Here is a 19340-nt window from a genome sequence, read left to right as displayed (position 1 = left end):
CCCCCTGTTTGCCCGCGGTGTGTGCCAGAACTCATTCGCTGATCCACATGCAGCCTGTACGTACACACTGTATGGTCTTCCCAAGACCTCGGGTCGCCTCTGAGCGGCCGACGAAAGGGGGGCGTGAGCCGTGGCTGTCGCCTGGCGGTACTCACTCCGCGTTGGAACGTATCTGGCGAAGCAGAAGCTGCTCCGCCGGAAGCACTTTCCGCTCGTTCTGGAGCTCGAACCACTGTTCGCCTGCAACCTGTCCTGCACGGGTTGTGGCAAGATCCAGCACCCCGCATCCGTCCTCAAGCAGCGGATGAGCGTCGAGGACGCGCTCGCCGCAGTCGAGGAGTGTGGCGCGCCCGTCGTCGCGATCGCGGGCGGCGAGCCGTTGATGCACCCTCAGATACATGAGATCGTCAACGCCCTCGTGAAGCGCAAGAAGTTCGTCATCCTCTGCACCAACGGGCTGCTGCTCCGTAAGAAGCTGAAGAACTTCACTCCGTCGCCGTACTTCACCTTCGTGCTGCACATCGACGGGCTGAAGGAGCGTCACGACGCGATCGTCGAGAAGCCTGGCACGTTCGACGAGTGCATCGAGGCCTTCAAGGCGGCCAAGGCCGCGGGCTTCCAGGTCGGCAGCAACTCGACCTTCTTCAACAACGACAGCCCGCAGGATGTCATCGACATCATCAACTTCCTGAACGACGACCTCAAGGTCGACCAGATCCAGCTCTCGCCGGGCTACGCCTACGAGAAGGCTCCTGACCAGGAGCACTTCCTCGCGGTCGAGGAGACCCGGCAGATGTTCTCGAAGGTGTTCGGCGACGGTCGGCGCAAGAAGTGGCGCCTCAACCACTCGCCGGTCTTCCTGGACTTCCTCGAGGGCAAGAAGGAGCTCTCCTGCACCGCGTGGGGGATTCCGAGCTACTCGCTGTTCGGCTGGCAGAAGCCCTGCTACCTGATGTCGGACGGGTACGTGACGTCCTACAAGGAGCTCGTCGAGACGACGGACTGGGACGCCTACGGCCGCGGCAAGGACCCGCGTTGCGCCAACTGCATGGCGCACTGCGGCTACGAGACGTCCGCCGTGCTGGCGACGATGGGCTCGCTCAAGGAGTCCATCCGGGCCGCGCGGATGGGTGCCTGACACCCAGATCGGCGCGTTGACGACAAACGCCGCCCCGACCCGTTTCCGGGTCGGGGCGGCGTTTGTCGTTCTCCGTACCGAGGCCAACCGCACCCGATACCTACCGCACCCGATGCCGAACTGCGGTGCTGTCCCGCGGGGGGCCGTCGTGCTGTCCCGCGGGACGTGCCCGCGGGACAGCGGTAGGCGGCCGGGTGTCTTCGTAGCGGCCGCCGGATCTCGGCGGTCCGTCGTGCTGTCGCAGTCGGTCAGTCAGTCGGACGCGGGAGGAGCGCCGGCGCTGACGGCGGGCTGGTCGGCCAGGTCGCCGCCGCGCCGGCCCAGGCCGCGCAGGAGACGGTCGAGCACGATCCCGACATCGGTGCGGGCCCGGTCGGGATCCGCCGCCCGCGCGGTGTACAGGCTCGCCTCGGACAGCAGCGCCGCGACGAGCCTGGTCAGCGGTGCCACCGGCAGCGGGTCGATGCGGCCCTCGGCCACCGCCCGCTCGAGCCATTCCGAGAGCAGGCGGTAGCCGTGCTGCTCGACGAGCTGGTCCCAGGCGTCGTTGCCGAGGACAGCCGGGCCGTCGATGAGCACGATGCGCTGGAAGTCGCTGTCGGTGGTGGAGATGTCCAGCAGCGACTGGAAGCCCGTGCGCAGCTGCGTCCAGGCGTCGCTGGGCAGCTCCGCGCCGCGGGCCAGCTCACCCGCGACCAGCTGCTCCGCGACCTCCATCGCGACCTGCTCCATGACCGTGCGGAACAGGTCAGCCTTGTCGCGGAAGTGATGGTAAAGAGCTCCCCGGGTGACCCGCGCGTCCGCGACGATCTCTTCGGTGCCGGTCGCGGCATAGCCCTGTTCGGCGAACCGGCGCCTTGCCGCGGCCAGCAGTGCCTGTCGGGTATCGGCCGTCTGTTCGGGCCGACGGCTGCGTGTCACCCCTTGATTATGGTGCAGGTTCGGCCGAGACACCGGCGGCTGCCCGCCACGCGGTCCGTTCCACATCCTCGTCGAGGTCCGTCACGGCCCCTCCGGGGTGGGCGCGCTCGGGCGTTACACGCTCGCCGCCCGCAACCCCCGCGCTGGAACGCAGCCGTGTGGCCGGCACGAACAGCACCGCTACCAGCGCGAGCAGCGCGAGTGGCGCGCTGGCGAGGAACACGTCGGACACTCCGAGCCCGTACGCGTGGTGCACGACGTCGGCGACCGGGCCGGGCAGCGCTGTGGGATCGGGCACGGAGCGGCCGTCCCCAAGAGTGTCGGCTGGCAGGCCGTGCGAGCGCAGTCCGGAGACGGACGACACGCTGACGCGATGGGCGAGTAGCGCGCCGAGTGCCGCGACGCCGCTCGTCCCGCCGACGCTGCGGAAGAACGCCACGGTGGAGCTGGTCACCCCGAGATCGGCGGCGTCGGCGGAGTTCTGCGCGGCGAGCACCAGGTTCTGCTGGGTCATGCCCAGTCCGGCTCCCACCAGGCTCGCGAACACCGACACCGCGACGAGGTTCGTGTGCTCGCTGATTGTGCTCAGCAGGACGAGGCCCGTCCCGATCAGGATCGTGCCGGCGATCAGGTAGCGCTTCCAGTAGCCGGTGCGGCTGATGGCACCTCCCACCACCAGAGACGAGACGGCCAGGCCGCCCACCATCGGCACCGTGAGCAGCCCCGACAGCACCGGGCTCTCCCCGCGGCCGAGCTGGAAGTACTGGCTGAACAACAGATTCGCGCTGTACATGACGGTGCCGAGGCAGGCGCTCGCGGCCACGGCCAGCACGATCGTCCGGTTACGGAACAGCCGCAGCGGGACGATCGGCTCGGTGGCGCGCGCCTCGACCCAGACGGCCACGGCGAGTAGCGTCAGCCCCCCGCCGAGCAGCAGTGCTGTCTGCGCGGACGCCCACGGGAAGCTCGACCCCGCCAGCGACGTCCAGATCAGCAGGGCGCTCACGCCGGCGGCGATCAGGGTCGCGCCCGCGTAGTCGATGGAAATCTCGCGGCGCACCGTGGGCAGCTGCAGCGTCCGCTGGAGAATGACGAACGCGACAATGGCAATCGGCAGGCTCAGGTAGAAGCAGCCGCGCCAGCCCAGGCCCGGGATGTCGACGATCACGCCGCCGATGAGCGGGCCGCTGACGGTCGACACGGCGAAGGTCGCGCCCAGGTAGCCGTTGTAGCGCCCGCGTTCACGCGGCGCGATCATCGCGGCTATCGCGATCTGGACCAGCGCCGACAGCCCGCCGACGCCGACGCCCTGCACCACGCGGAACGCGATGAGCATGCTCGTGGACGTCGACAGCCCGGCCAGGAGGGATCCGCCCACGAAGATCCCGAGGGCCGTCTGGACCAGCACCTTACGGTTGAACAGGTCCGCCAGCTTGCCCCAGATCGGCGTGGTGGCGGTCATCGCCAGCAGCGTCGCCGTGATCATCCAGGTGTAGCTGGTCGAGCTGCCGTGCAGGTCGGAGACGATCCTGGGCAGCGCGTTCGTCACGATGGTGGAGGAGATCATCGATACGAACAGGGCCAGCAGCAGGCCGGAGAGGGCCCGCATGGTCTCGCGGTGGGTCAGGCCTGCCGGGCTGGCCCGGCGCTGGCGCCGCTCCTCGGCTGAGTCATGGTCCGATCCCGGTGCGCGGGTCACGGCGTGCGGTTGGCCGCCCGGCGGCAAGCCGGGGGGCGGCGTCATCGAGGTCGACGTGGCCTGCTCCCCTGTTGACTGGTTCGCCTGTTGATTGGTTGTTACAACTAAGTTTTAGTAAAGCATGGGGTGAGGGGTGCTGGGGAGTGACCCGCGCCGATTTTCCCCCGCAGGGGTGTGAGCTTGCGCTCCCGGGGCTGGTCGGGAGCGGGCGACATCGGGCCGCCCGACTCCCGGCCGGCCGCTCGTCAGGCCAGGTCGGCGAACACCACGACGTTGTCCCGGTAGCTGGAACGGGCCTGGTCGAAGACACCCCCGCAGGTGATGAGCCGCAGCGCGGGCGCCCCCGTGGAGCCGTAGACGTCGGCGGCGGGCACCGCGTCCTTCGGGAAGCGGGCCAGCCTGCGCACCACGAAGGCCACGGACGACCCGTCCGCTCGCTCGACCTCCACCCGGTCCCCGGGGGCGAGGTCCCGCAGGCGGAAGAAGACCGCCGGGCCCGTCCTCGAGTCCACGTGGCCGGCGATCACCGCGGTGCCCGTCTCGCCCGGTTCGGGACCCGCGGCGTTCCACCCGGTCTCGCTGAACCCGTCCGGTGCCCGCAGCCGCCCGCCACCGTCGAGGGACAACGGCACGACGGGCGCCGAGACGGCAATGGCCGGGATCCGGACCCGTACCGGGTCGGCGGCCTGGACCGAACCCGCGCCCGTGCCGGCCGCGGTGCCCGTGCCGGCTCCGGTGCCCGTGCCCACGGTGGAGGACGTCACCGCCGGCGGCGCCGACCGGTCGGCGGCCGCGGGCGGGGTCACCGGCGCCGCGGCCGGCCGGTCCGGTCGCGGCCCGCAGGACACCGACCAGGGGAGCAGCAGCACGAGGGCCGCGGCCGGCAGCAACGCGCGCCGCCCACGCCGCCCGGACGGCCCGGTCCCGCCCCGGGTCTCGATCCGGTGTCCGTCCCCGGCCCGGGCCCCGGTCAGCTCTCGGCCCGAGCCCGGCGCCGCCGCGCGCCGAGACCGGTCAGCACGCCGAGACCGGCCAGTGCCCCGATGCCGGTGCCGCCCGCGGCGAGCGCGAGCCCGGGCCCCCGCCCACTCTCGTCCCGGGCCGCGGCGGCCTGGCCCGCCCCGCCGGCCCCCGTGTCGATCCCGCCGACGGGAAGGGCGGAGTCGTCGTCCCGGGTCGCCGCGGCCTCACAGCGCCGGCGCAGCTCGATCAGCTCCTCGCGGGTCACCGTCGCCGGCAGGTGCTCGCAGTCGGGGACGGGCGCCCCCGGCACCGAGGAGGCACCCGGCCGCGTGGGATCGGGCACGGCGGACGGCGCCACCGGGTCAGCGGGGACCGGCGCGGGTGCCGCGGACGGCGTGGACTGTGCCGGTGTCGGCACGGCCGGGGTGCTGGCCGCGGACGCTGTGCCGGTGGCGCCGGCGCCGACGAGCGCGGCGGCCAGCCCGACCGCGCCCAGCAGCCTGGACCCGGGCGCCGCGGTGCGGCGGGTGGCGGCCGGGCGGGTGGCGGCCTGGCGTCCCCGCGCCGCGTGATCGTGAGCGGTGTGACCCATGGAGTTGTGACCTCGCTTCGGTGCCTGCGCGCCGCGGCGAGCCCGCGGCGCGCAAGCGACACTCGTCGCCGATCGTGGGCTCGCGGTGAGACGCGGGTGAGACCCTTCTCATCGGCCGCGGAGCCCGGCCCGCGCCGGGAGCCGGAGACCCCCGTTAGCCTTAGTCCCCGTGAGGCCCATCCGGCGGGACCGGCGGCACCGGCGGACCACCCCCGCCCGTGTCATCTCCGCGGACGTCGTCCGCCGGCTGCTCGTCGCCGTCCCCGGTGTCGTGCTGGCGGTGGTCGTCGCGGCCGCGATCGCCGCGCCCGGGTTCGGGGTCGCCGTGACCGGCGGCAGCCTGCCGCCGCCGCCCGACCTCGGCGGACCGATCCTCCTGCCGGCGGGCGTCTCGGCATCGCCCAGCCCGCCGTCCGCGATGCCCGTTCCCACCGAGCCCGCGCCGCGTGTCGAGAGCGACCTGGCCACCCGGCGCCGGCTCGAGGCCATGGTCGAGGCCGGCCGGCTCACGCCTGGGGCGGAGTGGTTCGTCGACCCCACCGGGGTCCCCGCGGTGACGTACCGCCCGCTGCCGGCGGACGTACCGAGCGCGGCCCCCGCGCAGGCCGCGGAGCCGGACCCGACCCCAGGGCACGAGCCGGTGACCACCGAGGTCTCGTCGGTACCCGCGCCGGCGCCGGCGAGATGAGGAGATTCTCATCCAGCGCACATGCGTGCCGGGGGATCCGTCGACCAGGCTGGTAGGTCGTGAGGCTGTCCCGGACGCGCCGCGTCGTGCGCCATGTCGCGACCTCCGCACGCCTGCACATCCTCGGATGGCAGGTGCTGCTGGTGGGGGTCGCGCTTGCCGGGTCGGTGCTGGTCTCGCGCGAGGTGCTCCTGGCCAGGGTGGACGAGCGCGTCGACCGGGGCCTGGCCCGCCAGGTCGCCGAGCTGCGCCGCCTCGCGACCGCCAGCGTCGACCCGCGGACGTCCCGGCCGTTCACCGACGTGCGCGAGCTGCTCGAGGCGCATCTGGAGCGCACCATCCCGGGGTCCAACGAGACCATGCTCGCGCTCGTCGACGGCCGGCCGTTCCGGCGCAGCGCCGAGGAGCCGGTCTACCGGCTGGACAACGATCCACGGGCGGTCGCGGCTTTCGTCGTGGGCCCGCAGCCGCGGTACGGGACAATCACGACGCCGGCGGGGGAGGTGCGGTTCGCCACCGTCCCGGTCCAGGTGGCGGGGGCACCGGAGCGGGGCGTGTTCGCCGCCGCTGTCTTCGCGGACCGGGAGCGGGCCGAGGTACAGGAGGTGGTCCGGGTGCTGGCGATCGCCGGGTTCGCGGCCCTGGCTCTGGCCGGTGCAGGCGGATGGCTGGTGGCCGGCCGCGTGCTCGCGCCGGTGCGGGAGCTGCGCCGCACCGCCCAGGCCATCAGCGACACGGACTTCTCCCGGCGCATCCCCGTGGCGGGCCGCGACGAGATCGCCGAGCTGGCGCGCACCTTCAACAGCATGCTGGACCGCCTGGAGGACGCCTTCGCGACCCAGCGCGCGTTCGTCGACGACGCCGGCCACGAGCTGCGCACGCCCATCACGATCATCAGCGGGCACCTTGAGCTGCTCTCCGACGATCCGGCGGAGCGGACCGAGACCGTGGCCCTGGTCACCGACGAGCTGGACCGGATGAGCCGGATGGTCGACGACCTGCTGACCCTGGCGAAGGCCCGGCAGCCCGACTTCCTCCGGGTCGCCGATGTCGATCTCGTCGCGTTCACCGATGACCTGATGGCGCGGGTCGGCGCGCTGGCGCCGCGGCGGTGGCGGCTGGCCGAGGCCGGCTCGGGCACGGCCATGATGGACCGGCACCGGATCACGCAGGCACTGGTCCAGCTCGCGCAGAACGCCGTGCAGCACACGGGCGTGGGTGATGAGGTGCGCCTCGGCTGCCGGCCGCGCGCCGGCGTGGTCCGCTTCTGGGTCGCTGACTCTGGTCCAGGGGTCGCCCCCGAGGACCGGGACCGGATCTTCGAGCGGTTCGCCCGTGGCCGGCCGGGCCGCGGGACGTCCGAGGGTGCCGGGCTCGGCCTGGCGATCGTGCGGGCGATCGCGGTGGCGCACGGCGGTGACGTCCAGGTCCTCGGCGGGCCCGGCGAGGGCGCGACCTTCGAGCTGGCGGTGCCCCGCCGTGGCCCCTCCGGCACGGGACGGCCCGGTGCCGTGGTCGGTGTCGTGGTCGGAGGGCGGGACTGAGATGGCCAACCGGGTGCTGATCGCCGAGGACGAGTACCGGATCGCCTCGTTCATCGAGAAGGGCCTGCGCGCGAACGGGTTCCTGCCGGTCTGCGTCGGCGACGGCGCGTCCGCGCTCGAGGTCGCCCTGCGGGGCGAGGTCGACCTGATCGTCCTCGACCTCGGCCTGCCCGACATGGACGGCTTCTCCGTCCTGCGGCGGCTGCGCGGAGCCGGGGTGGACGTGCCGGTGGTCGTCCTGACGGCGCGCGACGGCGTGCGTGACACCGTGGCCGCCCTCGAGGGCGGTGCCGACGACTACATGTCCAAGCCGTTCCGGTTCGAGGAGCTGCTGGCGCGCATCCGGCTGCGGCTGCGGGCGGACCGGGCGCCCGAGGCGACCGTCCTGCGGGTCCGGGGGGTCAGCCTCGACCTGCGTACCCGCCGGGCCCAGGTGGGCGGCCGGACGGTCGACCTGACAGCCCGGGAGTTCGTGCTCGCGGAGACGTTCCTGCGCCACCCCGGCCAGGTACTGGCCCGCGAACAGCTGCTCTCTGCGGTCTGGGGTTACGACTACGACCCGGGCAGTAACGTCGTGGACGTCTACGTCGGATATCTACGCCGCAAGATCGGCGCGGACTGTATAACCACCGTACGTGGGATGGGATATCGGCTGGAAGCCTGACGGACCCGGCTCACCGCATCCTGCCACATTAGTCGGACGGGTGCCCCTCGATTCTTTCTTCGGATACCGGCGGCGCCGGCTGTGTGGCATCCTCCCTGGCGTGCTTCCACTGCTGGTGATTGCGCTGATCTCGCTCGCGTCCTGGATTTTCCTGGCGCTGTTCCGAGGATTCTTCTGGCGGACCGATCAAAGACTGCCCGCCGGCGACGGACCGCTACCGGAACAGTGGCCGGCGGTAGTCGCCGTGGTCCCCGCGCGTGACGAGGCGGACGTCCTTCCCGACACGCTTCCCTCACTGCTCGCGCAGGACTATCCCGGGCGCCTGAGCATCATTCTGGTGGATGACGCCAGTACCGACGGGACGGGCGAGCTGGCCCGGGAGCTGGCGGCGCGGGCGGCGGCGGCCCGTCCCGAGGCGGCGGTGGCGCTCACCGTCATCGGGTCGAGCGAGCCGCCGGCCGGCTGGACGGGCAAGCTCTGGGCGTTGCGGCACGGCATCGCCGCGGCCGGCGCGCCCGAGTTCCTGCTGCTGACCGACGCCGACATCGCGCACGATCCGAGCTCGGTGCGCGAGCTCGTCCGGGCGGCGACGGCCCGCCGGCTTGATCTCGTCTCGCAGATGGCGCGGCTGCGGGTCAACACCGGATGGGAACGCCTCATCGTGCCGGCCTTCGTCTACTTCTTCGCGATGCTCTACCCGTTCCGGTGGTCCAACGACCCGGACTCGCGGATCGCCGCCGCCGCCGGGGGATGCTCGCTCGTCCGCCGCCGGGCGCTCGCCGACGCCGGGGGGCTGGACGCCATCCGGGACGCGGTGATCGACGACGTCGCACTGGCCCGCGTGATCAAGAAGTCCGGCGGGCGGACCTGGCTCGGGCTCGCCGACCACGTCTCCAGTCGCCGGCCGTACCCGCGGCTGGCGGACCTGTGGCACATGGTGGCGCGCACCGCCTACGCGCAGTTGTTCTGGTCGCCGCTGCTACTCGTGGGCACGGTTCTCGGGCTCGGTTTGGTCTTCGTCGCCCCGGTCGTCGCGACCATCGCCGGCATCGCCGCCGGAAATGTGGCAGTGGCCGCCGCCGGGCTGCTCGCCTGGTCGGTCATGATCACGACGTTCGGACCGATGCTGCGGTACTACGACCAGCCCGTGCTCTCCTCGCTCGCGCTGCCGTTCACCGCGGCCCTCTACCTGGCCATGACCATGGACTCGGCCCGGCGGCACCGTGCCGGCCGGGGCGCGGCCTGGAAGGGGCGCACCTACTCAGCTCCCGACGGGAAGCGGGTCGGCCAGGGAGCCGGTCAGGACGCCGGCCAGGGAGTCGAGACGGCGGCGCAGGGCGAGGGCGTCGTCCGCCAGCGCGCAGACGAGGACCCCCGGTCCGGCCAGGGGCATCAGGGCGACACTGTCCCCTACCGCGGCGGTGACCGGCTCGAGACCGGTCGCCGGCCCGGCGACCAGGACTGACCCGACGGCACGGGCGCCGGCGAGTACCGCCGGCCCGGCCACCCCCGGGACGCGCGGGCCCAGCCGCAGCTCCTGGTGCAGCAGCGGCCGTCTCCGCGGCCCGGGGGCGGGGGCGGTACCGGCGTCGGTGGTGGGCGCCGGGCCCGGTGCCTGGTCGACGTCCACCCGGAGGGAGGTCTCGAGGTCGCCGCCCGGCTCGCCGAAGCGGCCAAGGATGATCTCCTCGCGGTACCGCAGCCGCGCGTCCGCTGCCAGGATGATCTCGGTGGTCATCCGGTGGCGGGCTCCCCGGGCGACGACCGTCGGCTCCGGGAGGAACGACAGCATCGCGGCCGGCCCGACCTGGGCCCGCAGCGCGAACGTCGACGGCCCGGCGCCGTGGCCGGGCAGGGCCACGGTCGCGGCCACCGACCGCACCACCAGGTGCGCCCCGGCGCCGACGATGATGTCCAGGCCCAGGTCGTCGCCGGCGAGCGGGCCACCCGCACCGCCCACAAGGTGGACCACCACGACGCGCCCCGACCCGCCGGTGCGCCGCGGCAGCACGGGCACCGCCGCGCGCAGCTCGGTGATCCTGGCCGTCCCGCCGCCGTCCAGCTCGACCTGGAGCGCGGCGCGCGCCCGAACGGTTGTGCGGGACGGCGCCGCGTGCGGGCTGACCGCGGGCGGGCTCGCTGCGGACGAGTTCACTGCGGGCGGGCGGGCGACGGCAGCTGGGCGAGGACCCAGTCGGCGACGTCCGAGGCTCCCGCGTCGGAGCGGAGGCTGGTGAACAGCACCGGGCGGTCGGCGCGCCCGCCGCGCATCGCGGCCGCGTCCCGGGCCATCACGGCCAGGTCGGCGCCGACGAGCGGAGCGAGATCGGTCTTGTTGACGACCAGCAGGTCGCTGCCGGCCACGCCCGGCCCGCCCTTGCGGGGCACCTTGTCGCCGCCGGCGACGTCGATGACGAAGATCTGCCGGTCGACGAGGCCGTAGCTGAACGTCGCGGTCAGGTTGTCGCCACCGCTCTCGACCAGGATGAGGTCGAGCCGGCCGAGGTCGGACTCGAGATCCTCGACCGCGTCGAGGTTGGCGGTGATGTCGTCGCGGATCGCCGTGTGCGGGCAGCATCCCGTCTCCACCGCGCGGATGCGCCCCGGGTCGAGGACCCCGGCCGAGCGCAGGAAGTCGGCGTCCTCGGTGGTGTAGATGTCGTTCGTCACCACGCCGAGCCTGATCCGCCCGGCCAGCGCCCGGCACAGCGCGGCCACCAGGGCCGTCTTCCCGCTTCCCACCGGGCCGCCGACCCCCACCCGCAGGGCCCGGTCGGTGGGCGCCGGCCCGGCGGGCGTGCCCGGCGGGCTCTGCCAGCGCGGGCCCGCGCCCCCGGACGCGGCCGGCGCGCCCCCGCCGCCGAGAGGCCGATCGTGTTCCAGGTGCACCGGTCGCTCCTCGTCTCGCTGGGTCTTGCTGGTCGGCGCTGGTCTGTGCTGATCGGCGCAGTCGCGCGCGCCCCGGGCTGGCACCACAGCCCGGCCTGCGCAGCGTAGCCCCGTGCTGCGACAGTATGGAAACGGAAGATCGATAACGTTGTTTTTTATTGGGAACGGCGTTACGGTCGATGGGTGGGCGGGATCGAGACAGTAGATGTGACGGTTCTGGAGGCCGGGCGAACGAGCCTGCTGCACGCGCGGGTCGAGCCCGGTGGCCCGGGCCGGTCGGGGCGGGTGCTCGTCCGCCCGGCCGAGGGCGGCGGGCTGCTCGGGTGGCGCCTGCGGCCACAGGGGTGGTGCCGCGGCGGCGTCTGCATCCCCGCGTCCGTCGCCGCGCGGCGGCTCGGCGTGGGGGAGCGGGGGCTCGGCGCGGAGGACTGGATCGACGAGGCCGGCCGCCTCGTCCGGCCGCCCGACACGCAGACCGCGACGGACACCTTCCGGTCCATGAACGGCATCGACTCCGCCCGCGCGCTCGCGGCGCTGCGCAGGTGGGTGACGACCGGGCGACCGGGGCTCGGCGCCGAGGACGTCCGTCGGCACCTGCGCCCGCCGTCCGATGACGACCAGCGCGCCCGGCTGGCCGCGGCGATCGGGATCCACCTGCACCGCGCCGGCCAGACCGAGGCGGCAGCGGCCTACCTTGAGGAGGCGGGGCGGCTGGCGCCCCACCAGGTGGCGATCCGGCGCGGGACGACGCGGCTGCGCGGCGCCGACCCGTTCGGCCAGGAGTACTTCGACCTGCGGGCCGAGCTGGAGGCGAACGGCGTCCCGATCTACCGCCCGCTCCCGGACTGGCAGGCGGAGGAGACCAGCCCCGCACCGCCGCCGCCCGTCGAAGCGGCCGGGTCGGGTTGCGGTGGCGGTGGGCGCTCGCTGGTGGACCGGTGAGCGTCGCGGACGGCGCCGTCCGCCGTTCCCGTGCCGCGGCGGGGGAGGCGCTGCGACGGGAGGCGGTCGAGGCGGCCGCCGAGCTGCTGGTCAGCGCCGGCCCGCAGGCGCTGACGATGCGGCGCGTCGCCACGGCGATCGGCGCGTCGACCACCGTGCTCTACACGGTCTTCGGCGGCAAGGACGGCGTGGCCGACGCGCTCTACCGGGAGGGGTTCGAGCGGCTGCGGGCCCGGCTTGAGGCCGTCGTGGCAGCCGACCCGCTCGTCCGCCTGCACGAGCTGGCCCACGCCTACCGGCGCAGCGCGCTCACCGACCGGTCGTTCTACGCCGTCATGTTCGAGCGGGCCGTGCCCGGTTACGAGCCCGGCCCGGAGTCGCTGGAGGTGGCGCGCGCGAGCCTGGCCGTCCTCGTCGACGCGGTGCGTGACGCGATGGCCGCCGGGCTGCTCGGCGGTGACGATCCGGAGCCGGTCGCCCGTCTCCTGCACGCCGCCGCCCACGGCGCGGTCAGCCTGGAGATCTCCGGTCATCTGGAGGGCGAGGGCGCCCTGCGCTGCTTCCGGGAGCTGACCGCGGCGGCCTTCGCCGCCAGCGCGCGGCCCGCCGCCCGCTGACCCGGTAGCTCCATCAGGAGGTGAACATCCGGACCTCGGCGGTGCGGTGCCGTTCGGCCAGCAGGTCCAGCTGGGGCGCGCTCCCGGCGGGCAGGCGCTCCGGGGCGCGCAGCGCCGACGCCGTGTCGGCGGCCGCCGCGATGCGGTCGACCTCGGCGGCGATCTCGGCGAGGACACCGGTGACGGCCAGCGGGTCGAGCCCGAGCAGGCGGACGGCCGCCGTCGCCGGGCCGTTGACGGACGCGTGGGCGGCCGCCAGCGCCGCGTCCCGCGGCTCGAGCCCGGCCGCGGCGGCGACGATGCCGAGCGCGACACAGTGGTGTGGCGCCGCCGGATGCGCCGGGACCTCCCAGGCCGCGCGGGCCACCCGCATCAGGGTGCGGCCCTGCGCGCGGCTGGCGGCCCGCTGGGCGGGCGAGGGCGTGCGGGCGTCGACCTCGGCCTCGAAGACGGCGAGGACGTCCGCCGCCAGCTCGGTAGCGGGGCCGGCCGCACGGACCGACCGGCACACCGCCGCCGCGAAGGACGCGGCGAGCAGCCCGGACGTCGCGAGGCGGCCGCGAAGGAACTCGGCGAGGTCCCTGAGCCCGGTGATGCTCCCGTCGAGCACGGCGGCCTCGACGCCTCCGGAGTGGGCATGCCCGCCGGCGGGTAGACGCCCGTCGGCCAGGAGCAGCAGCGCTGCCCGTGCCTCCACGTGACCTGTCATTGGTGGGTCCGCGTCCATCCGCCTATCTTTGCCCACCACGCCCTGTGCCCCCGGCCCGGGCCGCCGGTCCGGATCGCGTGCGCCGTCGCAATCGACCGCCGGACCGGGTCCGGCAGTAGGTCACGTCGGCGACAGATCCACCATCGTGAGCTCCCGGATATGGCAGCGTTTGCGGCCGTCGCCGCGGAGCCGGCGGCAAGCCTGAAGTGCGGCCGGCAGCGGTCCGGCCGCGTCGGAGATGGGGGATGACCGTGTCTGTTCTGAGCTCGGGGCGACCCGCGCGGCCCGGGGGCACCCGTGCCCGAGTCGCTCTCACCCTGGTCACGGTCCTGGGACTGTCCTCAGGACTGGCCGCCTGCTCGGACCGCCCGCCGAAGCCGAGCTGCCGGGCCGGCTACGTGGCCGAATGGGATGATGACGACCACGAGTGGGAGTGCGAGCGGCGGACGTCGAGCTCGAGCGGCACCGCCGGCGGCTCCAGCTCGCACCGGTCCGGTCGCCGCTGACCACGCCGTCAGGCATCCGCTCACATCGTCAGGCACCTGCCCACACCGCCAGGCATCCGCCCGACATCTGTCCGGCACCGTCCGACGTGCCGCTGGAGGCAACCGATGGGATCGTCCGTGCTCACACCGTTCGCCGAGCTGGGGGCCTTTCGGCCCACGGACGCCACCCCGCCGGTGGCGGCCGCCGGACTCGATCCGGGCCAGCTCGATCTGGACGAGATCGTGGCGTTCTACCGGCGGTACGGGTTCGTGATCCTCCGCGGTGTCCTGGGCGAGCCGCTCACCACCCAGATCGAGACCGAGTGCGCCGCCGCCCAGGCCGGTGTGCTCTCCGGTGCTCTTCCCGCCCGCCACGGCTCCACCCAGTACCTCGACGACGCCGGCAAGGCCGCGCGCTTCGTCAACTACGTCGAGCACGTCGAGGAGCTCGCGCCGTCCGTGCGCGCGGCGGCGGCCCATCCGGTGCTGGTGGACGTCGTCCGTAACCTGATCGGTCCCGGGGCGGGCCCGGGAATCTGGCTGAACGACTCGGACAAGGCCGGCATCATCTACCAGGACGCCCGCCCGGGCCGCGAGTCCGGCTACAGCCGCATCGGGTGGCACTCCGACTGGCAGGCGATGCCCAGCCTGGACATCTGGCCCGGGCTGGCGTTCACCATCCACATCGACGCGACGAGCCCGGCGAACGGCTTCCTGCGGATGGTGCCCGGCAGCCACCAGTGGGCCACACCCGCCCCGTACCGCAACATCAACGGTGTGGCCGTCCCGGCCGACGCCCGCCCGGCCGGCGGGTACACCGACACGCCGCCGCCGTTCGAGATGCCGCTCGGGTTCGAGAAGGTCCCCGGCGAGATCGCGGTGTACGCCGACCGGGGCGACGTCCTGCTCCACGACGCCTACACCTGGCACGCGGCGGCACGGGCGACCGACGACTCGGCCGTGCGCCGGCACGTGCGCGGCTCGTACTTCGCCGGGGACGAGTCGTCCTACCGCCCGCAGTTCGTCAAGAACGCCGCACGCTGATGCCGGGCACGGTGCTGTGGCCGCGCCCGAGGTACGTCTCCCGCAGGTGGTGGACGTCCTCGACGGGCAGCTCCACGCCCGCCGGCACGACGAGATAGGCGTGCGGGGCGATCCGTTCGATGTGCCCGGCCAGGGCGTAGACGGCGCCGGCGGCGAAGTCGAGGAACCGGCGTTCCAGGGTCTCGCCGCCGTGCTCGAGGTCCACCAGCATGGGAATGCCGTCGCGCAGGCGGTCCACCGGCTGGGAGAAGTCGTTGTAGTTGGTCGGCGCGACGATGGGCACGGTGGCCCGGGCTTTTCGGGGCGTGGTCGCGTCCATCGGGGTGCCTTTCGTGAGCCGGGCCAGGGGCGGCACAGCACATGATTCCCGACCGGCCCCGCCTTCCGGCGGCGACACGCCGAGACGGGACCACTACAGGCTGCGGGCACGGCGGCGGCCGTGGGTCAAGCCCCCGGAGGTCCGAAAACCCGGCCGCGCGCCATCCCCGGCGGGCGCCGCCGGCCCTGGACGAGAGGCAGGATCAGAAGAGGAAATACCGCTGGGCCATGGGCAGCTCGGCGGCCGGAGCCGCCTCCACCGCCTCGCCGTCGATGCGCACGGTGAAGGTGTCCGGGTCGACGCGGATGTCCGGCGTCGCGGTGTTCTCCGGCAGGTCCGCCTTGCCCCGCCGGCGGACGTCCGCCGTGGCGACCATCGGCTTCGCCAGGCCCAGCCGCTCGTCGAGGCCGTCCTGCAGCGCCGCGGGCGCGACGAACATCAGCGAACTCGCCGCGGCCGGGCCGGGGGCGGCGCCGAACATGGGCCGCGGCAGCACCGGCTGCGGGGTCGGGATCGAGGCGTTCGCGTCGCCCATCGCCGCCCACGCGATGAAACCGCCCTTGAGGACCAGCGACGGCCGCACCCCGAAGAAGGCCGGCTCATAGAGCACCAGGTCGGCCAACTTCCCGGCCTCCACCGACCCGATCTCGGCGTCCAGGCCGTGCGCCACCGCCGGGCAGATCGTGTACTTGGCGACGTAGCGCCGGGCCCGGTTGTTGTCGGCGACCGTGTCGCCGGGCAGTGCGCCGCGGCGGCGTTTCATGACGTGCGCGGTCTGCCAGGTCCGCGTGACGACCTCGCCGACGCGGCCCATCGCCTGCGAGTCCGAGCCGATCATCGAGATCGCGCCCAGGTCGTGCAGGATGTCCTCGGCCGCGATCGTGGACGGCCGGATGCGGCTCTCCGCGAACGCCAGGTCCTCGGGCACCGACGGGTTCAGATGATGGCAGACCATCAGCATGTCGAGGTGCTCGTCGAGGGTGTTGACCGTGTGCGGCCGGGTGGGGTTCGTCGACGACGGCAGGATGTTCGCGAACGAGGCGACGGTGATGATGTCCGGCGCGTGCCCGCCGCCGGCACCCTCCGTGTGGTAGGCGTGGATCGCCCGGCCGGCGATCGCGGCGAGGGTGTCCTCGACGAACCCGGCCTCGTTGAGGGTGTCGGAGTGCAGTGCCACCTGTACCCCCGAGGCGTCGGCGACGCGCAGGCAGGCGTCGATGGCCGCCGGGGTGGTGCCCCAGTCCTCGTGCAGCTTGAAGCCGGCCGCGCCGGCGCGCAGCTGTTCCCACATCGCGTCCTCGCTGACCGTGTTGCCCTTGCCGAGCAGGGCGACGTTGACCGGCCAGCCGTCCATCGCGGACATCATCCGGTGCAGGTTCCACGGCGACGCGGTGACGGTCGTCGCCTTGGTGCCCTCCGCCGGCCCGGTGCCGCCGCCGATGAGCGTGGTGACGCCCGTGCCGAGGGCCTCGGGAACCTGCTGCGGGCAGATGAAGTGGACGTGGGTGTCGACCGCGCCCGCGGTGAGGATCTTCCCGTTGCCCGCGATGATCTCGGTGCCGGGGCCGATCACCAGATCCGGGTGGACGCCGTCCATGGTGTCGGGGTTGCCGGCCTTGCCCAGCGCGCTGATCCGTCCGTCCCGGATGCCGACGTCGGCCTTGACGACTCCCCAGTGGTCGAGCACGACCGCACCGGTGATCACCAGGTCGGGTGCGCCCTGCGCGCGGGTGGCGCGGGCCTGGCCCATCGACTCGCGGATGACCTTGCCGCCGCCGAACACCGCCTCGTCGCCGGTGGCCGTGCCGCCCGGGCCGCGGCTGAGGTCGTCGGTGACCTCGATGAACAGGTCGGTGTCCGCGAGGCGGATCCGGTCGCCCACCGTCGGCCCGTACAGGGTGGCGTACCGGGACCGCTCCAGCTCACTCACTGCCGCTCCCCTTACGGTCACCGCGGCCACCGTCGAGCGGGCCGGCCCACTCCGGGCGCAGCCCCGGGACGACCCGGGCGCCTGCCAGGGCGACCAGCTCGACCTCGCGCTCGACCCCGGGCTCGAACCGGACGGCGGTGCCCGCCGCGACGGCCAGCCGGTAGCCCCAGGCGGCCTCGCGGTCGAAGTCGAGAGCCGGGTTCGCGGCGGCGAAGTGGTAGTGCGACCCGACCTGGACGGGCCGGTCGCCCGTGTTGCGCACGACCAGCACCCGGGTCGGCCGGCCCGGGTTCAGCCGCACCGTGCCGGGCGCGGTGACGATCTCGCCGGGGATCAAGGGATCGCCGGGGATCAAGGGATCGGCTGGTGGACGGTGACGAGCTTCGTGCCGTCCGGGAAGGTGGCCTCGACCTGGACCTCGGCCAGCATTTCCGGCACGCCCTCCATGACGTCGTCGCGGGTCAGCACGCCCCGCCCGGCCGCCATGAGATCGGCGACGGTGCGCCCGTCCCGGGCGCCCTCGAGCAGGAACGAGGTGAGCAGCGCGGTCGCCTCCGGATAGTTGAGGCGCAGCCCGCGTGCGCGGCGTTCCCGGGCCAGTCCGGCCGCCACATGGATGAGCAGGCGTTCCTGTTCATGCGGGCTCAGCAGCACGAGCGCGAAGCCTACACGCACCCGCCCGCCGGCCCGAACCACCCGCACCCCGGCCGCGTGCCAGCCCTGTCGACGTCCCTTCGCGCCCACTTCGTGCCGTCTTCGCGCGGGCCCGGCCGCCGGTTTGCGGACATCGTCATTTCGACCGGCCGGTGCGCCCGCCCGCCGGTTTCCCTTTTCGTCGGTGTTTCCCGACGGTGCCGCCGAGATGACGTCGGTGATCTCCCCGTGTTCGGATTCGGTGGCCCGGATCGTGAAATGGCCCGATGTCCCGGGTACCGTGGGTCCCGATGCCTGGTAACTGGTTGTTCACGTGACCGCGATAGGTCCGATACTCCTGCTTTCTAGCGTCCGTGGAACCGCCTGGCAGGTCGGACGGGAACGGCTGAACGGGGTGCCGCGGGCGCGTTCGATGGGGGTTCGGTGGCAACTGGCAGCAGTACGGGTTTCGACAGACGCGGGTTCCTCCGCGGGGGAATGGGGACGACGGCCGGGGTGGCGCTGCTCGCGCTCGGCGGCGGTGGCCTGCTCGCCGCGTGCGGCGATGACAGCAGTGACGGCGGCTCGTCCGGCAGCGGTTTCGGTGTCCTCGACATCCGCTTTTCCTGGATCAAGAACACCGAGTTCGCCGGTGCCTACATCGCGGATCAGAAGGGCTACTACAAGGCGGCCGGCTTCTCCGGCGTCAACATGATCGCCGGCGGCCCGTCCGCGACGCCACAGGACACCGACGTCGCGACCGGCAAGGCGTTCATCGGCATCTCCGCCCCCGACATCACCGGCAACGCCATCCTCAACGGCGCACCGATCAAGATCATTGGCGCGCAGTACCAGAAGAACCCGTTCGCGATCGTCTCCATGGCGGACAAGCCCATCGCCGGCCCCCAGGAGATGATCGGCAAGAAGATTGGTGTGCAGGCGACCAATGAGAGCGTGTGGACGGCGTTCCTCAAGGCGAACAAGATCGACCCGAAGTCGATCGAAAAGGTGCCGGTCGAGTTCGACCCGCTCCCGCTCACCACGGGCACCGTGGACGGCTGGTTCTCCTTCGTCACGAACGAACCGAACCTGCTGCGCGTCAAGGGTTTCGAGGTGACGACCTTCCTGCTCGCCGACCACAACTACCCGTTGGTCTCCGAGACTTACATGGTCCGTACCGAGTCCATCGACAAGGAACGGGACAAGATCAAGTCCGCGCTCACCGCCGAGATCCGCGGATGGAAGGACTCGCTGGCCGATCCCGCGCTCGGCGCGCACCTGGCGGCGACCGTCTACGGAAAGGACCTCGGCCTGGACGAGGAGGAGCAGACCCTGGAGAGCAAGGACCAGAACGCTCTCATCCTCACCGCCGACACGAAGGCGAACGGCCTGTTCACGGTCACCGACAAGCTTGTCGAGGAGAACATCGACACCCTCGGGATCGCCGGCGTGAGCATCACTGCCGACGAGCTGTTCGACCTGTCCATCATTAAGGAGCTCTACGAGGAGAAGCCTGATCTCGTTTGACATCCTCCCCGCCCTAAAAGGCGGAGATTCCAACTA

The 19340-nt window shown here is 72.9% G+C and carries 20 protein-coding genes and 1 pseudogene; 10 read left to right on the top strand and 11 right to left on the bottom strand.

Annotation, left to right across the window (positions count from 1 at the left end; genetic code table 11):
• Positions 1-130 precede the first annotated feature (130 nt).
• Entirely contained in the window at positions 131-1138 is a 1008-nt protein-coding gene (gene hpnH / locus FRANEAN1_RS28220) for an adenosyl-hopene transferase HpnH (RefSeq protein ID WP_020463163.1), read from the top strand.
• 252 nt (positions 1139-1390) lie between these two features.
• Here the strand turns inward: hpnH and FRANEAN1_RS28215 are convergent, their stop codons facing one another.
• From FRANEAN1_RS28215 to FRANEAN1_RS28200, 4 genes are all read right to left on the bottom strand, one after another.
• The gene (locus FRANEAN1_RS28215) at positions 1391-2059 is read right to left on the bottom strand and encodes a TetR family transcriptional regulator (RefSeq protein WP_020463162.1); all 669 of its coding nucleotides are present in this window, start codon (positions 2057-2059) and stop codon (positions 1391-1393) included.
• Between the two features lie 7 nt (positions 2060-2066).
• Positions 2067-3668 (bottom strand): MFS transporter, encoded by a 1602-nt coding sequence (locus tag FRANEAN1_RS28210; protein WP_041256614.1) that lies wholly within the window; start codon positions 3666-3668, stop codon positions 2067-2069.
• A gap of 335 nt (positions 3669-4003) precedes the next feature.
• Positions 4004-4648: a class F sortase gene (locus tag FRANEAN1_RS28205; protein WP_241831250.1), complete on the bottom strand. Its 645-nt coding sequence runs from the start codon at positions 4646-4648 to the stop codon at positions 4004-4006.
• A gap of 80 nt (positions 4649-4728) precedes the next feature.
• Positions 4729-5313 carry a hypothetical protein gene (locus tag FRANEAN1_RS28200; protein ID WP_020463159.1) on the bottom strand — a complete coding sequence of 195 codons (585 nt, stop codon included), beginning with the start codon at positions 5311-5313 and terminating at the stop codon, positions 4729-4731.
• 169 nt (positions 5314-5482) lie between these two features.
• On the opposite strand from FRANEAN1_RS28200, the gene FRANEAN1_RS28195 reads away from it, so the two are divergent.
• From FRANEAN1_RS28195 to FRANEAN1_RS28180, 4 genes and pseudogenes are all read left to right on the top strand, one after another.
• Complete coding sequence (locus FRANEAN1_RS28195) at positions 5483-6001, top strand: hypothetical protein (RefSeq protein ID WP_020463158.1); 519 nt, start codon at positions 5483-5485, stop codon at positions 5999-6001.
• A 59-nt stretch (positions 6002-6060) separates the two neighbouring features.
• The gene (locus tag FRANEAN1_RS28190) at positions 6061-7545 is read left to right on the top strand and encodes a HAMP domain-containing sensor histidine kinase (protein ID WP_020463157.1); all 1485 of its coding nucleotides are present in this window, start codon (positions 6061-6063) and stop codon (positions 7543-7545) included.
• A 1-nt stretch (position 7546) separates the two neighbouring features.
• Positions 7547-8209: a response regulator transcription factor gene (locus FRANEAN1_RS28185; protein ID WP_020463156.1), complete on the top strand. Its 663-nt coding sequence runs from the start codon at positions 7547-7549 to the stop codon at positions 8207-8209.
• A pseudogene (locus tag FRANEAN1_RS28180) lies at positions 8181-9413 on the top strand (glycosyltransferase); the annotation flags it as partial. The gene FRANEAN1_RS28185 and the pseudogene FRANEAN1_RS28180, both read left to right, overlap by 29 nt.
• A 57-nt stretch (positions 9414-9470) precedes the next feature.
• Here FRANEAN1_RS28180 and FRANEAN1_RS44120 read toward each other — a convergent pair.
• A complete protein-coding gene (locus FRANEAN1_RS44120; protein ID WP_020463154.1) occupies positions 9471-10364 on the bottom strand; it encodes an urease accessory protein UreD in 894 nt (297 codons plus the stop codon).
• The gene (ureG, locus tag FRANEAN1_RS28170) at positions 10361-11098 is read right to left on the bottom strand and encodes an urease accessory protein UreG (protein ID WP_020463153.1); all 738 of its coding nucleotides are present in this window, start codon (positions 11096-11098) and stop codon (positions 10361-10363) included. The genes FRANEAN1_RS44120 and ureG overlap by 4 nt, the downstream gene beginning before the upstream one ends.
• Positions 11099-11281: 183 nt before the next feature.
• On the opposite strand from ureG, the gene FRANEAN1_RS28165 reads away from it, so the two are divergent.
• Both FRANEAN1_RS28165 and FRANEAN1_RS28160 read left to right on the top strand, forming a co-directional pair.
• Positions 11282-12040, top strand: a complete 759-nt coding sequence (locus FRANEAN1_RS28165; RefSeq protein ID WP_020463152.1) for a hypothetical protein — start codon at positions 11282-11284, stop codon at positions 12038-12040.
• Positions 12037-12657: a TetR/AcrR family transcriptional regulator gene (locus FRANEAN1_RS28160; protein WP_020463151.1), complete on the top strand. Its 621-nt coding sequence runs from the start codon at positions 12037-12039 to the stop codon at positions 12655-12657. Before FRANEAN1_RS28165 ends, FRANEAN1_RS28160 begins: the two co-directional genes overlap by 4 nt.
• 13 nt (positions 12658-12670) lie before the next feature.
• On the opposite strand, the gene FRANEAN1_RS28155 is transcribed toward FRANEAN1_RS28160, so the two are convergent.
• Positions 12671-13366 (bottom strand): urease accessory UreF family protein, encoded by a 696-nt coding sequence (locus FRANEAN1_RS28155; protein ID WP_041254870.1) that lies wholly within the window; start codon positions 13364-13366, stop codon positions 12671-12673.
• A 245-nt stretch (positions 13367-13611) separates the two neighbouring features.
• Here FRANEAN1_RS28155 and FRANEAN1_RS39705 point away from each other — a divergent pair, with 245 nt between their 5' ends.
• On the top strand, positions 13612-13872 hold the full coding sequence (locus tag FRANEAN1_RS39705; RefSeq protein ID WP_083788345.1) for a hypothetical protein: 261 nt from the start codon (positions 13612-13614) through the stop codon (positions 13870-13872).
• Between the two features lie 105 nt (positions 13873-13977).
• Entirely contained in the window at positions 13978-14895 is a 918-nt protein-coding gene (locus tag FRANEAN1_RS28150) for a phytanoyl-CoA dioxygenase family protein (protein ID WP_020463149.1), read from the top strand.
• Here the strand turns inward: FRANEAN1_RS28150 and FRANEAN1_RS28145 are convergent.
• From FRANEAN1_RS28145 to FRANEAN1_RS28130, 4 genes are all read right to left on the bottom strand, one after another.
• Positions 14876-15214 (bottom strand): cell division protein SepF, encoded by a 339-nt coding sequence (locus FRANEAN1_RS28145; protein WP_049795779.1) that lies wholly within the window; start codon positions 15212-15214, stop codon positions 14876-14878. The two genes, FRANEAN1_RS28150 and FRANEAN1_RS28145, sit on opposite strands and share 20 nt — an antisense overlap.
• Positions 15215-15416: 202 nt before the next feature.
• Complete coding sequence (locus tag FRANEAN1_RS28140) at positions 15417-17144, bottom strand: urease subunit alpha (RefSeq protein ID WP_020463147.1); 1728 nt, start codon at positions 17142-17144, stop codon at positions 15417-15419.
• A complete protein-coding gene (locus FRANEAN1_RS28135) occupies positions 17137-17481 on the bottom strand; it encodes an urease subunit beta (RefSeq protein WP_041256611.1) in 345 nt (114 codons plus the stop codon). Before FRANEAN1_RS28135 ends, FRANEAN1_RS28140 begins: the two co-directional genes overlap by 8 nt.
• 14 nt (positions 17482-17495) lie before the next feature.
• Positions 17496-17798 (bottom strand): urease subunit gamma, encoded by a 303-nt coding sequence (locus FRANEAN1_RS28130; protein ID WP_026239939.1) that lies wholly within the window; start codon positions 17796-17798, stop codon positions 17496-17498.
• Between the two features lie 477 nt (positions 17799-18275).
• On the opposite strand from FRANEAN1_RS28130, the gene FRANEAN1_RS28125 reads away from it, so the two are divergent.
• Positions 18276-19304, top strand: a complete 1029-nt coding sequence (locus FRANEAN1_RS28125; protein ID WP_049795778.1) for an ABC transporter substrate-binding protein — start codon at positions 18276-18278, stop codon at positions 19302-19304.
• Positions 19305-19340 lie beyond the last annotated feature (36 nt).

Source organism: Parafrankia sp. EAN1pec (genome assembly GCF_000018005.1).
GTDB lineage: Bacteria > Actinomycetota > Actinomycetes > Frankiales > Frankiaceae > Parafrankia > Parafrankia soli.
This window is presented reverse-complemented; position numbering and strand designations above follow the sequence as displayed.